Source organism: Amycolatopsis rifamycinica, assembly GCF_000695625.1.
In the GTDB taxonomy this organism is placed as follows: domain Bacteria; phylum Actinomycetota; class Actinomycetes; order Mycobacteriales; family Pseudonocardiaceae; genus Amycolatopsis; species Amycolatopsis rifamycinica.
In genome coordinates this window covers 41,609-56,345 of sequence record NZ_JMQI01000008.1, presented here as the reverse complement: position 1 = coordinate 56,345, position 14,737 = coordinate 41,609, and the positions used below count along the sequence as shown (strand labels likewise).

The 14,737-nt window shown below is 70.5% G+C and carries 15 protein-coding genes; 8 read left to right on the top strand and 7 right to left on the bottom strand.

Annotation, left to right across the window (positions count from 1 at the left end; translation table 11 throughout):
• Positions 1 to 22: 22 nt before the first annotated feature.
• The gene (locus DV20_RS04200) at positions 23 to 1,546 is read right to left on the bottom strand and encodes an alpha/beta hydrolase (protein WP_043776532.1); all 1,524 of its coding nucleotides are present in this window, start codon (positions 1,544 to 1,546) and stop codon (positions 23 to 25) included.
• A 177-nt stretch (positions 1,547 to 1,723) separates the two neighbouring features.
• On the opposite strand from DV20_RS04200, the gene DV20_RS04195 reads away from it, so the two are divergent.
• From DV20_RS04195 to DV20_RS46380, 6 genes are read left to right on the top strand one after another with little or no spacing between them, the layout of a single operon-like run.
• Complete coding sequence (locus tag DV20_RS04195) at positions 1,724 to 2,119, top strand: GntR family transcriptional regulator (protein WP_043776531.1); 396 nt, start codon at positions 1,724 to 1,726, stop codon at positions 2,117 to 2,119.
• Positions 2,116 to 2,997 carry an ABC transporter ATP-binding protein gene (locus DV20_RS04190; protein WP_043776530.1) on the top strand — a complete coding sequence of 294 codons (882 nt, stop codon included), beginning with the start codon at positions 2,116 to 2,118 and terminating at the stop codon, positions 2,995 to 2,997. The genes DV20_RS04195 and DV20_RS04190 overlap by 4 nt, the downstream gene beginning before the upstream one ends.
• A complete protein-coding gene (locus tag DV20_RS04185; RefSeq protein ID WP_043776529.1) occupies positions 2,994 to 3,992 on the top strand; it encodes a transporter in 999 nt (332 codons plus the stop codon). The genes DV20_RS04190 and DV20_RS04185 overlap by 4 nt, the downstream gene beginning before the upstream one ends.
• 21 nt (positions 3,993 to 4,013) lie before the next feature.
• On the top strand, positions 4,014 to 5,120 hold the full coding sequence (locus DV20_RS04180) for an alpha/beta hydrolase family protein (protein ID WP_043776527.1): 1,107 nt from the start codon (positions 4,014 to 4,016) through the stop codon (positions 5,118 to 5,120).
• Entirely contained in the window at positions 5,117 to 7,018 is a 1,902-nt protein-coding gene (locus tag DV20_RS47170) for an alpha/beta hydrolase family protein (RefSeq protein ID WP_326938467.1), read from the top strand. Before DV20_RS04180 ends, DV20_RS47170 begins: the two co-directional genes overlap by 4 nt.
• A gap of 15 nt (positions 7,019 to 7,033) precedes the next feature.
• Positions 7,034 to 7,240, top strand: a complete 207-nt coding sequence (locus tag DV20_RS46380; protein ID WP_235190700.1) for a hypothetical protein — start codon at positions 7,034 to 7,036, stop codon at positions 7,238 to 7,240.
• A 41-nt stretch (positions 7,241 to 7,281) separates the two neighbouring features.
• On the opposite strand, the gene DV20_RS04165 is transcribed toward DV20_RS46380, so the two are convergent.
• The 4 genes from DV20_RS04165 to DV20_RS04145 form a co-directional block, all read right to left on the bottom strand.
• Complete coding sequence (locus DV20_RS04165) at positions 7,282 to 8,193, bottom strand: extracellular catalytic domain type 1 short-chain-length polyhydroxyalkanoate depolymerase (protein WP_043776526.1); 912 nt, start codon at positions 8,191 to 8,193, stop codon at positions 7,282 to 7,284.
• A gap of 11 nt (positions 8,194 to 8,204) precedes the next feature.
• Positions 8,205 to 9,854 carry an endo-1,4-beta-xylanase gene (locus DV20_RS47165; RefSeq protein ID WP_084093311.1) on the bottom strand — a complete coding sequence of 550 codons (1,650 nt, stop codon included), beginning with the start codon at positions 9,852 to 9,854 and terminating at the stop codon, positions 8,205 to 8,207.
• Positions 9,851 to 10,912 (bottom strand): non-reducing end alpha-L-arabinofuranosidase family hydrolase, encoded by a 1,062-nt coding sequence (locus DV20_RS04150; RefSeq protein WP_043776525.1) that lies wholly within the window; start codon positions 10,910 to 10,912, stop codon positions 9,851 to 9,853. Before DV20_RS04150 ends, DV20_RS47165 begins: the two co-directional genes overlap by 4 nt.
• 215 nt (positions 10,913 to 11,127) lie before the next feature.
• Positions 11,128 to 11,877, bottom strand: coding sequence for an SDR family NAD(P)-dependent oxidoreductase (locus DV20_RS04145; protein ID WP_043776544.1), 750 nt, complete (start codon positions 11,875 to 11,877; stop codon positions 11,128 to 11,130).
• Positions 11,878 to 11,933: 56 nt separating this feature from the next.
• Between DV20_RS04145 and DV20_RS04140 the strand changes: the two genes are divergently transcribed.
• Both DV20_RS04140 and DV20_RS04135 read left to right on the top strand, forming a co-directional pair.
• Positions 11,934 to 12,470, top strand: coding sequence for a ferritin (locus tag DV20_RS04140; RefSeq protein WP_043776524.1), 537 nt, complete (start codon positions 11,934 to 11,936; stop codon positions 12,468 to 12,470).
• Between the two features lie 282 nt (positions 12,471 to 12,752).
• Positions 12,753 to 13,358 (top strand): PaaI family thioesterase, encoded by a 606-nt coding sequence (locus DV20_RS04135; protein WP_268747385.1) that lies wholly within the window; start codon positions 12,753 to 12,755, stop codon positions 13,356 to 13,358.
• On the opposite strand, the gene DV20_RS04130 is transcribed toward DV20_RS04135, so the two are convergent.
• On the bottom strand, positions 13,355 to 14,113 hold the full coding sequence (locus DV20_RS04130) for an MHYT domain-containing protein (protein WP_043776523.1): 759 nt from the start codon (positions 14,111 to 14,113) through the stop codon (positions 13,355 to 13,357). The two genes, DV20_RS04135 and DV20_RS04130, sit on opposite strands and share 4 nt — an antisense overlap.
• A gap of 16 nt (positions 14,114 to 14,129) precedes the next feature.
• Positions 14,130 to 14,669, bottom strand: coding sequence for a GTP-binding protein (locus DV20_RS04125; protein WP_084093308.1), 540 nt, complete (start codon positions 14,667 to 14,669; stop codon positions 14,130 to 14,132).
• Between the last annotated feature and the right edge of the window lie 68 nt (positions 14,670 to 14,737).

The window sequence follows — 14,737 nt, the reverse complement described above, 5'->3', positions numbered from 1 at the left end:
TCGGTGCGGCCCGCCGGAGCGATCAGCCCGCGAAGGGGCTGGCGTCGATCCCGCAGGTCGCGCCCGCGGCCGGGAAGGTCCCCGAGATCAGGTAGTCCCGCTTGACCTTTTCGGTGCACGTGCTCCGCACGAGCATCGACGAGTGCCCGTAGCCCTCGGTCACGAACACGCGCGCCCGCGCCAGTTCCGCGGCGCCGTCGCGGGCGCCGTGCAGCGGGGTGGACGGGTCGTAGCGGTTGTTCAGCACGAGGATCTCCGCCGACGTCGGGCGGTTCCACGGGCCCGTGTAGCGGTCGGTGTCCTTGGCCTTCCAGAACGCGCAGCTCATCATGTCCAGCACCGCGATCCGGCCGAAGTACGGCACGCGCTGGTCTTCCGACTCGGCGTAGGAGCTGTAGACCGCCGGGTCGGTGGGCACGTCACTGTCGGAGCACTGGATGGCGTTGAACGACTCGCTCCGGTTCGAGGTGTACGGCTCACCCTTGACGGCGGCCGAACGCAGCGCCGGCGTGGCCGGGGCGTCGTAGAGCCGCTGCAGCAGCGCGGCGATGTCCGCCCAGCCCCACGAGACCGACAGGTCGCCCGCCGCGTTGATGATGCCGGAGTACGTCCACGTCTCGCCGTTGCTGACGATCGGGGCCTGCTTCGCGCGAGCCGTCAGCGCCGCCCACTTCGCCTTCGGGTCACCCGAAGAGAACGCGCACTTCGGGCCCGCTTCGGTGCACAGCCGCAGGAACTGCTCGAAGGTCTGCGCGATGCCGGTCGCGACGTCCTGCCGGGTGTCCAGCGGAACGCTCTTGCCGTTGCCGTTCTGGCCGGTCGAGTTGCCGGCGAAGTCCATGCTGCCGTCGAACACCATGGCCCGGATCCGGTTCGGGAACAGGTTGGCGTAGGTCGCCCCGAGGTACGTCCCGTAGGAAATGCCGTGGTAGTTCAGCTTCGGGTCGCCGACCGCGCGGCGCAGCAGCTCGAGGTCGCGGGCCGTGTTCGCCGTGGAGACGTGCTCGAGGATCGGCCCCGCCTTCGCCGCGCAGCGGTCGGCGAGCTCCTTCGACTTGGCGTAGAAGGCCGCGTTGCCGCTCGGATCGCCCGGCATCTCCGGGAACGAGCCGAAGAAGTCCTGCTGCTCGGCCAGGGTGTCGAAGCAGCGGACCGCCGTGCTGTTGGCGATCCCGCGCGGATCCCACGAGACCAGGTCGAACCGCGCGCGCAGCTCGTCGGAGAACAGCCACGGCCACTTGCCGCGCTCCCGCAGCCGCAGCATGCCGGTCGAGCCGGGGCCGCCGAAGTTGACGAACAGCGAACCGATCCGGTGCTCTGGATCGGCGGCGGGCAGCTTGATCAGCGCGAGATCGATCTTCGCGCCGGACGGCCGGTCGTAGTCCAGCGGCACCGAAGCCTTGGCGCACTGGAAGCCGTCGGCGCAGTCGGTCCAGCTCAGCTGCGGCGTCGGCACCTTGTCCGTGGAGACCGGTGCCGCGGACGCGACCGCCGGTCCCGCCGCGACGGCCATCGAGACACCGAGCGCGACGACCACGCCGCGCACGATGCCTCCCCCAGAAAATCGACGCACGAAAAGTCCCTTCGCAGAGGAATTGAGTACTTCGCCTCCACAGACGGGCGAGGGGGTACCGAGGTTGGCCCCGGCGGCCGAAAAAGATCACTGGCGGCCACCGGCACCGCTTAGCTATAGTACTAGGCAACTAGATAAATGGAGTTGCCGATGATCGAGTTCCACCTGGACGCCAGGTCCGGCTTGTCGCCGTACCAGCAGCTGGTCCAGCAGGTGCGGCACGCGCTGCGCCTCGGCCTGCTGAACGAGGGAGACCAGCTCCCGAAGGTCAAGGACGTCGTCGCGAGCCTCGCGATCAACCCGAACACCGTGCTCAAGGCCTACCGCGAACTGGAGCACGACGGCCTGGTCGGCGCCCGCCCCGGCGTCGGCACCTTCGTGACGGCGACGCTGAACGGCGGCGCCTCGTTCGCCGTGATGGGCCCGTTGCGGCAGGAGCTGCGCCGCTGGCTGGGCAAGGCCCGCAAGGCCGGCCTCGACGAAGAGAGCATCGAGGCCCTGTTGATGTCCACGTTTCGCGACTCCGCCAGAGAGGGAATAGCGTGACCGTCCTGCGTGCCCAGGGACTGGGCAAGAGGTACAAGCGCAAGGAAGCGCTTACCGGCTGCACACTGGAGATCGAGGCCGGCCACGTGACCGGGCTCGTCGGGCCGAACGGGGCAGGCAAGTCGACGCTGCTGAACATCGCGGCCGGCATGCTGGAGCCGACGACCGGCACGATCGAGGTGTGCGGCGGGGTGCCGGGCAGCGGTCCGGAGCAGCTGGCCAAGGTCGGGTACGTCGCCCAGAACACGCCGGTCTACAGTGGACTGTCCATCGAGGACCACCTGCGGCTCGGCGCCCACCTCAACCCGGGCTGGGACGCCTCGCTCGCCGAAAAGCGCATCGAACGGCTCGGGCTGGACCCGAAGCAGCCCGCGGGCAGGCTCTCCGGCGGCCAGCGCGCCCAGCTCGCGCTCACCATCGGCATCGCCAAGCGCCCCGAACTGCTGCTGCTCGACGAGCCGGTCGCGGCGCTGGACCCACTGGCCCGCCGCGAGTTCCTGCAGGACCTCATGGAAGCCGTCGCCGAGCACGGGCTTTCCGTCGTGATGTCCTCGCACCTGGTCAACGACCTCGAGCGGGTCTGCGACCACCTCGTCGTGCTGGTGGCTTCGCAGGTCCGGGTGATCGGCGAGGTGGAGACGCTGCTCGCCACGCACCACCGGCTGTCCGGGCCGCGCCGCGACCTCGACACGCTGCCCGCGGACCAGCACGTCGTCTCGGCGAAGCACACCGACCGCCAGACCACCGTCCTCGTCCGCACCGAGGCCCCGATCCTCGACCCGTCGTGGACGGTCGGGCAGCTCGGCCTGGAGGACCTCGTCCTCGAGTACATGAGCAACCCCACCGCCGCCCGCCCCGCCCTGGAGGTCCTCCGATGACCTGGCTGACCTGGCGCCAGTTCCGCCTCCCCGCGCTGTCCGTGTTCGCGGGCCTGATCGCGATCGCCGTCGTGCTCGCGGTCACCAGGCCGGATCTGCTGAGCCGCACGGACTTTTCCGACCAGGACACCCTCTTCGGCGGCACCATCCTGGTGCTGTACCTGCTGCCCGCGGTCATCGGCGTGTTCTGGGGCGTCCCGATGATCACGCGCGAGCTGGAGAGCGGCACGCACAGCCTGGTGTGGAACCAAACCATCACCCGCAAGCGGTGGCTCACGACCAAGCTCGGCTTCGGCCTCCTCGCCGCGATGGTGGCGGGCGGCCTGCTGAGCGTCGCGGTGTCCTGGTGGGCGAGCCCGATCGACGCGCTTTCGGCCCAGCAGACCGATCGCGGGATGCTGGCCCGCATCTCCCCGGTGGTGTTCGGCGCGCGCGGGATCGTCCCGATCGGTTACGCGGCCTTCGCCCTTGCGCTCGGCGTCGCGGTCGGGATGCTGCTGAAGCGGACCGTGGCCGCCATGGCCGTGACCCTCGCCGTGCTCGCCGCCGTGCTGCTGCTGGTGCCGAGCTTCGTGCGGCCGTACCTGCTGCCGCCGCAGACGCAGACGGTCGCGATCACCGGGGAGAACATCACGAACATCACCGGCGACGACACCCACGGGATCCTGGAGATCGGCGTGCGCAAGCCGGCCGGCGCGTGGGAGCTGGCGAACGAAACCCTGGACCCGGCCGGCATCGTCGTCTCCCCGCTGCCGGACTTCGTGCAGACCTGCGTCCCGCGGCCGGACCGCCAGACGCCCACGCCCCCGCCGCCACCTCGGGAAAGCTTCGAGGTGTGCCTGGCGCAGCTGGGCGCCCACGGCTACCACCAGCGCGTGACCTTCCAGCCCGGCTCCCGGTTCTGGCCGCTGCAGTGGCTCGAACTCGGGCTCTACCTCGCGCTGACCGCCCTGCTCACCTGGTTCTGCTACCGCCGTCTCCGCCACCTGTCCTGACCAATTCCGACTGGGGGAATCATGCGCACTCTCGCGGTAGCCACCGCACTCATCCTCACGCTGTCCGCGTCGCCCGCTTCGGCGGCCACGACGCCTTACCTGCCCCGCCCGACCGGGCACTCGCCCGTCGGTGTCACTTCACTGTCCCTCAAGGACACTTCACGCCCGGATCCCTGGGTACCGGCGGTGCCGTACCGGGAGCTGATCGTCTCCGTCTTCTACCCGGCGACCTCGGCCGACGGGCCCAAGAAGCAGTACATGACCCCGCTCGAATCGAAGCTCAACCTCGAGCGGCAGAACGTCCCGGACCTCCCGCTGGACGTCTTCAGCACGGTCCGGACGAACGCCGTCGTCGACGCGAAGCCGGCCGGGCGGTGGCACAGCCTGCCGCTGGTCGTGCTGTCCCCGGGCTGGACGCAGCCGCGGGCGACGCTCACCGCGCTGGCCGAGGACTTGGCCAGCCGCGGGTACGCCGTCGCCGCGATCGACCACACCTACGAGAACCGCGCGACGACGTTCCCCGACGGGCACGTCACCGGCTGCGCCGCCTGCGACGTCGACGACCAGCCCGGGTTCTGGGAGAAGTTCGCGCAGGTCCGGACGAAGGACACGTCGTTCGTGCTCGATTCCCTGTTGTCGTCGAAGTGGGGCGCGCTGATCGACCCGCATCGGATCGGCATGACCGGGCACTCCGCGGGCGGGGCGATCACCACCCAGGCCATGCTGGCCGACCCGCGCATCCGGGCCGGGGCCGACCTGGACGGGAGCATCCACGTCCCGATCCCGGCGTCGGGGCTCTCGCGGCCCTTCATGTTCGTGGGCAGCATGGACAACTACACCCCGGGGGCGCCGGGTCCGTACGACGACTGGGAAACGGACTGGACTCACCTGACCGGCTGGAAGCGCTGGCTGATGGTCTCCGGCACGGTGCACGCGTCGTTCACCGACCTCGGCGTGCTCGCCGACCAGCTGGGTGTCGACCTCGGCGACTCGATCGACCCGTACCGCGCGCTGACCATCACGCGGACCTACGTAAGCGCCTTCTTCGACCTGCACCTGCGCTGCCGTCCGCAACCGCTGCTGTCCGCGCCCTCGCCCGCTTACCCGGAAGTGACCTTCATCGGATGAACCTGAAGAGCCTCATGGCCGTCACCGCACTCACCCTCGCCCTGACCTCGTCGACAGCCTCGGCGGACCCGGCGCTCGCGCTGGCGAAACCGACCGGCGACCGGCCGGTCGGCACGACTTCGCTGTACCTCAAGGACACTTCGCGGCCCGATCCGTGGATGCCGTCCGTGCCCTACCGGGAACTGATGGTCTCCCTCTTCTACCCGGCGGTTCCCACACCGGGGCCGAAGAAGCAGTTCATGACCGAGGCCGAGGCGAAGGCCGTCTTCGACGAAGCCGGCATCAAGGGCATCCCGCCGTCGGTGCTGACGACGGTCCGCACCGACGCCGTCGTCGACGCGAGGCCGGCCGGGCGCGGTCTGCCGGCCGTCGTCCTGTCCCCCGGCTTCAAGCGGCCCCGCGCCGAGCTGACGTCGCTGTCCGAAGACCTGGCGAGCCACGGCTACCTGGTCGTCCTGGTCGACCACACCTACGAGAACGTGGCCACCACCTTCCCGGACGGCCGGGTCACCGGCTGCGCGGCCTGCGGCAGCTACGACCTCGAGTTCTGGCAGAAGCTGCAACGCGGCCGGGCGAAGGACGTGTCGTTCGTCCTGGACTCGCTGGCGCACTCGAAGTGGGCTTCGCTGCTCGACGGCAACCGGATCGGCATGGCCGGGCACTCCGTCGGCGGCGCGAGTTCGATCGGCACCATGGTGGCCGATCCGCGGATCAAGGCCGGGATCGACATCGACGGCACCACGGACGACCCGCTGCTCGCCCCCGGCCTCGACCGGCCGTTCCTGTTCCTGGGCCGCGCGAACACGTACACGCCCGGTACCGGCGACGAAGCCGGGTCCTGGGAGCGGGACTGGGCGCAGCTGACGGGCTGGAAGCGCTGGCTCACCGTGGCCGGGATGCAGCACCCGTCGTTCACCGACATCGGCCTGGTGGGGGAACAGCTGGGCCTCGACTTCGGCGCGACGACCCCGGCCGCGCGCGGCCAGGCGATCACCGCGGCGTACGTCCGGGCGTTCTTCGACCGGCACCTGCGCGGCAAACCGCAGCCCCTGCTGGACCAGCCGTCCCCGCGGTACCCGGAGGTCGCCTTCGCCCGGACGTCGACGCCGTACCTGCCCGCCCCGACCGGGGACCGGCCGGTGGGCAGCACGGCGGTGTACCTGAAGGACACTTCGCGCCCCGACCCGTGGGTGCCGTCGGTCCCCTACCGGGAGCTGATGGTCACGCTCTTCTACCCGGCCGCGTCGGCGAAGGGCCCGAAGACGCAGTACCTGACCCCGGCGGAGTCGGCGGCGTTGCTGCGGGGCAGCGGCCTCGACGTGCCCGCGGACCTGCTCACGACGATGGTGACCAACTCGGTGGCCGACGCGCGGCCCGCCGGGCACGGGCTGCCGCTGATCGTGCTGTCGCCGGGCTACACCAAGCCCCGCGCCACGCTCTCCACGCTGGCCGAGGACCTGGCGAGCCACGGGTACGCCGTCGCGGTGGTCGGCCACACGTACGAAAACTCCGGCCAGAGCTTCCCGGACGGCCACTTCGCGGGGTGCGCGTCCTGCGAAGTCCCGCACCAGAGCGAGTTCTGGCAGAAGCTCGAACTGGGCCGGGCGAAGGACGTGTCGTTCGTCCTGGACTCGCTGACGCACTCGAAGTGGGCGCCGCTGATCGACGCGAACCGGATCGGCATGGCCGGGCACTCCATGGGCGGGGCGAGCACCATCCCCGCGATGGTCGCCGACAGCCGGATCAAGGCCGGGATCGACATCGACGGGAAGACCGAGCTCCCGCTCACCGCGCCGGGCCTGTCGCGGCCGTTCCTGTTCGTCAACCACGAGCAGGTGCCGAAGTGCGCGCCGGGGAACGTGGAGTGGGAGCGGGACTACGCGCAGATGACCGGGTGAAAACGCTGGGTCGAGGTGGCGGGCACGCAGCACGCGTCCTTCACCGACGTCGGGCTGCTGGCCGAGGAGTTCGGTGTCCCGATCGGCGGCCCGAACGCGGCGGCGCGGGCGAGCGAGATCACCCGGGCGTACGTGCACGCGTTCTTCGACCAGCACCTGCGGGGTGAGGCGCGGCCGGTGCTCGATCAGCCGGGCTATCCGGAAGTCTCGTTCTGCCGCTGAAACCGGGGAGGCGGCACTGGGGGTGCCGCCTCCCCGGTTCGTCAGTGGTCGAGGCCGAGGAACGAAATGGCGTAGGCCAGCTGCCCGGTCATCGGCAGGGAGTGCCCGACCCCGGCGATGCTGACGCCCTCCACCGTGGCCTGGGTGCTCGTGGTGCCGTACCGGGTCCGCGTCCACGACGACTGCGGGTGGTCGGTGAACGCCGGGGTCTGGCCCAACCCGTTCAGGTTGGTCCACTGCTTGATCTCTTCCCCGAAGTTCGGGTACGCCAGCGTCGTGTCGGTGGTGCCGTGCCACAGCTGCATCCGCGGGTAGCGGCCGGTGTAGCCGGGGTACATCGACCGGGCCAGGTCGCCCCACTGCTGGGCGGTCTTGATCGACTTCCCGCCCGAGCAGGTGCTGTTCCACAGCGAGCCGTTCGTGGTGGCGAAGCACCCGGCGGGCACGCCGGAGAACGCCGAAGCCGCCGCGAAGACGTCGGGGTACTGGGCGGCCAGCACGTTCGTCATCATCGCGCCGGAGGAGAACCCGCTGACGACGACCCGCGCCGGGTCGACGTTGTAGCGCGACTTGGCCCAGGCGACCATCGACATGATCCCGGTCGAGTCACCACCACCGTTGCGCCGCAACGCGTTCGGCGTCGAGACGTCGAAGCACTTTTCGCTGCGGGTCGCTTCCGGCAGCACCATGACGTACCCGTAGCGGTCGGCCGCGGTGGCGTAGTCCTTGCCGTTCCAGCCGAAGACCGAGCTCGCCGAGCCGCCGCAGTAGTGCACCAGCACCAGCAGCGCCGGCTTGGCCGCGACCCGGTCGGGCGCGTAGACGTACATGTTCAGGTTGGTCGGGTTGTTCCCGAAGTTCGTCACCCTGGTCAACGCCGCCGCGTGGGCGGGCGCGGCCAGGCCGGTGACCATGACCAGCAGCGCCACCAGGACACCGAGCATGCGTTTCATCGCGTCTCCCCTCACGCCGCACCGAAGGCCTGCAGCACGGCGGTGTAGGCCTGCTTCTTGGTGTAGTTGCCGTCGAACAGCAGCGGGGTGCCGCTGCTGCGCCAGGAGTACTTGTCCGTGACGCCCCACGTGGTGATGCTCGTGCAGCGCGAGACCGCCAGGCAGGCCCGCACGACCTGGCCGTAGGTGTTCGCCTGGGCGCTGCCGGACCCGGTGACGTCGAGCTCGGTGATGTTCACGTCGACGCCGAGGGCGGCGAACCGCTGGAGGTTGGCCTGCAGCGTCGAGAGGTTCTGCCCGGCCGACAGGTGGGCCTGGAACCCGACGCAGTCGATGGGCACGCCACGGGCCTTGAAGTCGCGCACCATGGTGTAGACGCCGTTGCTCTTGGCGTTCTGGTTGTCGGTGTTGTAGTCGTTGTAGCAGAGCTTCGCGGAGCCGTCGGCCGCGCGGGCGGCCCGGAACGCCTCCTCGATGTAGCTGTTGCCGATGCGCTGCTGGAAAATCGACGGGCGCCGGGTGCCGTCCTCGTTGAACGCCTCGTTGACGACGTCCCAGTAGACGATCTTCCCGCGGTAGTGCCCGGCCACGCCGTTGATGTGGTTGCGCATCGCGGCGAGCAGGTCCGAACCGGAGCCGATGGCGGTCGCCCAGGCCGGCACCTGGGCGTGCCACACCAGCGTGTGGCCGCGGACCTTCTGGCCGTGGCTCTGCGCGTGGTTCACGATGGCGACGGCGGCGCCGAAGCGGAACGAACCGCGGGCCGGCTCGGTCGCGTCCCACTTCATCTCGTTCTCCGGGGTGACGCCGGTGAACTCGCGGACCAGGGTGGTGGTGTACGCCGATTCGCCGAGGTGGCCGTTGGCGACGGCGGCGCCGAACGTCCGGCCCTTCGCGCCGGCCGCCGATCCGAGGGTCGCCGCGGCGAGTTCCCCGGTGGCCGGCGTCGCCGCGGCCGCGGCGGCGCGCGGGTTGCCGATGCTGCCCGGGACCGACCGCAGGGCGTTGTACCAGACGGCGGCCATCTTGTCGTAGCCGGCGGCGTTCGGGTGGACGCCGTCGGGGAGGTCGGCCGCGGACACCGCGCTGTGCATGTCCACCAGGTGCACGCGCTTGCCCGCGTTCACCTTGCTCTGCACGATCCCCGGCAGCGCGCTGTTGAACGTCCGCACGGCGGCGTCCCCGCTCGCCCAGCCGATCGGGATGAGCTGGGCGACGAACACGTCGGCGTTGGGCGCGGCGGCGGTCAGGTGGTCGAGCAGCGTGGACAGCCGGCCGGGCGCGCCGGCGACGTTGTAGTTCTGCAGCACGTCGTTGGTGCCGATGTGCAGCAGCACCGAACGCGGGTTGTAGGTGCGCATCCAGGCGGTGGCGTTCGCGTCGATCTGGTCGATGCGCCAGCCGGGGTGCCCTTCGTGGTCGTGGTCCCAGAGACTGCCGGGGCCGTTGAACTGCGAGCCGACGAAGTCGTTGGTGTAGCGGGCCGCGGCCAGGCGTTGCCACAGGCCGATCCGGTACCCGCCGGGCACGCCCGTGCCGTAGGTGATCGAGTCACCCAGCGGCATGATCCGCACCCCGCCGTTCGACTCCGCGTTCGCGACGCCGGTCAAGCCGGTGAACGCGATCGCCAGTGCCGCCGCGGCGGCCAGTAACCTCTTCATCGCCGTCCTTCCTTCCACCAGCAGTGCGAATTCGTCTGGGTGAGCAAGCCGAGCCGCCAGGGCAGGCTGTTGTAGTCGCCACCCGCGTTCGGGTCCATGCCCTGGTAGAGGTACCGCAGCCGGCAGGGGTTGATCGGCAGGGTCTGGTCGTTGCCCGACCGGAGCATTTCGCCGTGGCTGATGTCCTTCGTCCACTGCCCGCCGGGGAAAGTCACGTTGTTCGCGCGGGCGAACGGGTTGCTTTCGGTGTCCGCGAGCGGACGCCAGGTGCCGGCGATGCTCGACGACGTCCAAGAACGGAACCAGCGGCGCCCGTCGGAGCCGATCGCCTCCACCAGCAGCAGGTACTGGTTCCGGCCGGCGATCTTGTAGACGTTGCTGGCTTCGAACAGGTTGTACCGGTTCGGGTCCGCCATCGCGATCACCGTGTTGCCGAAGCCGTTGGGGAAGTTCGCCACGGTGGTCTGCGACCGGTAGAGGTGCCCGTTGTCGTCGGAGGAGAACAGGTAGCAGTCGGCCGCGTCGCAGATGACCCACATGTCGACCCAGTAGCCGTTGCCGATGTTCTGCTTGATGATGTCGGGCATCGCGTCGTAGAAGGTCTTCGGCGCGCTCCAGCCGTTCGGATCGCCGATGTCGCTGTTGGTGGAGTAGGCGGCGTTGCCGTTCTGGTAGACGAGGTACCACTTTTTCTGCGGCGCGAAGTAGAAGACCTGCGGCGCGGCCCGGTAACCGGAGCCGATCGCGGTTTTGTCGAGGTAGTACTGCGGGGCGGAAGCGGCCTGCGACCAGTCGGAGAAATTGAGGTACACCAGGTTGTAGCCCGCGGCGTTCGCGGTGCTGGCGAACACGTGGTACTTGCCGCCCGAATAGACGACCGTCGGGTCCTTGATGCCCGCGATGTCGTGCGTGGCATCGGACTTCGGGCTGATCAGCACCCCGCTGGAGCTCCACCGGAAGCTGCCCGGCAACGCGGCGGCGTCGGCCGCGGGCACGTTCAGCAAGGCGGTGAGCAGCACGCCGGCAAGGGTGGTCAGGTACCGGATCCGGGATTTCACAGAACCTCCTGGGGGGCAAGGAGCAGTGCGCCGGTGGCGACCGAAACTTTCGCCATCGGATCCGAAATTCGACGAATTCTCGAAACTTTCGCCAGTATTGTTAGCGATAACATTCGATGTGGAGCCAGCTTAAACCCGCGCGCCGCCGAATGACAACGGTGGATGACCGGCCCGTCACCCGCCGCGGCGCTTTCCCGCCATCGCGGACGCGGCCGTCACCAGGTCGGGTGCGCCGTGACCCCGCCGTCGACGACCAGGTCGTGGCCGGTGATCCAGGACGCCAGCGGCGAGGCCAGGAACACGCACGCGTTGCCGACGTCGGCGGGCGCGCCCAGCCGGCCCAGCGGTGCCGCCCGGTGCCAGCGCTGGATCCCCTCCGGCCAGTCCTCGGCCAGGCCCGGCCGCGCGATCAGCCCGGGCGACACCGTGTTGACGCGGATCCCGCGTGACCCGTACTCCAGCGCCGCGCCGCGGGCGTGCATCACCAGCGCCGCCTTGGCCGCGCTGTAGTGGACGTGACCGGGGGCCGGCTGCCGGGCCTCGATCGACGCGATGTGCGTGATGCTCCCGCCGTCGCCCATCAGCCGAGCCGCGGCCTGGGTGCAGGAGAACGCGCTGGTCAGGTTCGCGTCGAGCATCGCCCGCCAGCGCTGGACGGTCAGCTCGCCGAGCGCTTCGACCGGCTGGATGCCGGCGTTGTCGACCAGCGCGTCGAGCCGGCCACCCCAGTCCGCGACGGCCGCGAGCAGGGCGTGGCAGGCGTCGTCGTCGGTGAGTTCGGCGGTGAACGCGCGGGCCCGGCCGCCCCCGGCTTCGATCGCCGCGACGACGTCGTCGGCCGCGCCGGGGCGGCGGTGGTGCACCGCCACGGCCGCGCCGGCTTCGGCGAACCGGAGCGCGATCCCGCGGCCGATCACCCCGGACGCACCGGTGACGCAGGCGATCGTGCCGGACAGGTCGGGCAGGGCGGTCACCGCGCCGATCGTAGCTGCGCGGCCCCGTCCGTCGTAAGTTGTGGGGCATGGCCAAGACCCGGAAGTTCGCCGAACTGCTGCAGACGCAGATCCGCCACGAGTTCACCGCCGCCCAGCAGTACATCGCCCTGGCCGTCTGGTTCGACGCCCGCGACCTGCCGCGGCTGGCCAAGCGCTTCTACCGGCAGGCGATCGAGGAGCGCAACCACGCGCTGGCGATGGTGCGCTACCTGCTCGACCGCGACGAGCCGGTGGCCATCCCCGGCTCCGGCGAAGTGCGGAACGACTTCTCGAGCGCGCACGAAGCGATCGAGCTGGCGTTGACCCAGGAACGCGAGGTGACCGCCGACATCGAGGCGATGGCGAAGGCCGCCCGGGCGGAGGAGGACTACCTCGGCGAGCAGTTCGTGCACTGGTTCCTCAAGGAACAGGTCGAGGAGGTGGCGCAGATGTCCACGCTGCTCACCGTGGTCGAGCGGGCCGGCGGCAACCTGTTCGAGGTGGAGAACCACCTGTTCCGGGAGGCGGGCGCGGAGGTCGGGGACGCCCCCGACATGCCGCCGGTCGCCGGCGGCAAGCTCTGACCGTCGCCGATCCCGGGCCCACGCCCGGCGTTCGCCCAAGCGGCACTTTCACGTGAAAGCTCCGCTTTGCAGCGCAAAGCGGCACTTTCACGTGAAAGTGCCGCCGTCGGAGGGGCACTTTCACGTGAAAGTGCCGCCCGGGACCGGGTGCTAGAGTGAAACGTGTTCTAGTTCCGGGCCCCGGGGAGCGCGATGTCCGAGAATCCGTCACCACCGGGCCTCCGGCCCGGGCCGGGGGCTCCGCCACCCGGAACCCCCGCACGGTTTCCGATCGTCGACGGCGTGCCACCCGGGCGGGCGCTGCTCGGCGCCCGGATCCGCGAGCTGATCGAAGCCTCCGTCCGCGTGCGCGACGACGAAGCCGATCTCGCCGCCGCGGCCCGCCGGGTGGAAGCCGTCACCGAGGCGCTGCGGGCGGCCGGCGGCGCGAACCCCCTGCTGCTCGCCGCCCTCGAAGGCGGGGGGCACCTCAGCGTCAACAACCCGCTGGAAGGTCCGGGCAACCCGCTGGCCCCGCCGCTGTCGTGGGTGCGCGTGGGCCCGGAGTCGGTCCGCGCCGACGTCCTCCTCGGCGCCGCGCACGAGGGGCCGCCCGGGCGCGTGCACGGCGGCTGGGTCGCGGCGGTCCTGGACCACGTGCTCGGCCGCGCCACCGCCGCGGCCGGCTTCCCGGGCATGACGGCGTCCCTGACCGTCGACTACCACCAGGGGACGCCGTACGCGGTGCCGCTCACCGCCGAAGGGCGGCTCGTCCGCCGCGACGGGCGCAAGCTCCACGCCGCCGCCGAGCTCAAGGCGGGCGACGTCGTCTGCGCCACGGCGACGGCGATCCTGGTCCACTTCGGCGCCGATCGGTTCCCGGTGGCCGCGAAGTCCACGACGGACTAGGACACGACCGTCGTGTGCCGGGGCGCCTCCGAACTCGACGTCGCCATCAGGACCGCGCAGATCGGGACCGCCATCGCCAGCGCCGCCAGGACGAACACCGGGAACAGGAACGAGAACACCTCCGTGCCGGACGGGTCGGCCGCGCCCGGGTCCAGGTGCACGCGCACCGCCGCCATGCCGGTGTAGTGCATGCCGGTGACGGCCGCGCCCATCACCAGGCCCGCCGCCAGCCGGGGCAGGAGCTTGTCCAGCCCGACCGTGAACCACAGCGCCGCGGTGGCCGCGACCACGGCGATGACCACCGACAGCACCACCAGCGTCGGGTCGTAGCCGATCTTGCCCTTGACCTGCACCGCCCACATCCCCGTGTAGTGCATGACGGCCACCGCGAGCCCGGTCAGCAGCCCGCCGAGCAGCAGCCGCCGCCACGCGAACCGGTTGCGGACGCCGAACACCAGCAGCCCGCAGAACACCGCCGCCACCGACAGGATCGCCGACAGCGCCGTGCGCAGGATGTCGTACCGCACCGGCAGGCCGGGCGTGGAGAACCCGAGCATCGCGATGAAGTGCATGACCCAGATGCCGACGCCGCCGATGGACACCGCCGCGAGCACCAGCCAGGTCAGCCGGGCCCGCGGGCTGTCGGTGGACCGCGCCTGCAGCGTGCAGGCGAGCCCGAGGGCACAGCCGACCACCGAGGTGAGGTAGGCGAGCACGATGAGCCAGTTGCCCATCGCGAAGTCTTCGTGGTCCATGGGCATTCCGGGCTCCTCAGGCTTTCCGTGTTCGGGGGGCGTGGTGCTCGGCGAGTGCGTGCTCGGCCGCGGCGATGAGGGTGTGCTTCGTCGACTCCGGCGAGCGCGCGTCGCAGGTGACGACCTCCACCGCGGGCGGGATCTTGAGGGCCTCGCGCACCTGCTCGGGCCCGTGCTGGTGGGTGTCCTGGAACTGGTTGATGGCGACCAGGAACGGCAGGCCGCGCGACTCGAAGAAGTCGATCGAGGCGAAGGAGTCCGCCAGCCGGCGCGTGTCCACCAGGACGATCGCCGCGACCGCACCGCAGACCAGGTCGTCCCACATGAACCAGAACCGGTGCTGGCCGGGCGTGCCGAAGACGTAGAGCACCAGGTCGTCGGCCAGGGTGAGCCGGCCGAAGTCCATCGCCACCGTGGTGGCGAACTTCCCCGGCACCGCTTCGGCCCGGTCCACCCCGACGGACGCGGTCGTCATCAAGGCTTCGGTCCGCAACGGGTCGATTTCCGAGACGGCACCGACGAACGTCGTCTTGCCGGCCCCGAACCCCCCGGCCACGACGATCTTCGCCGAGGTGATCCGGCCGCTCGGGGACGCACTTCGTGGGAGAGCACCCCCCTGAGGAG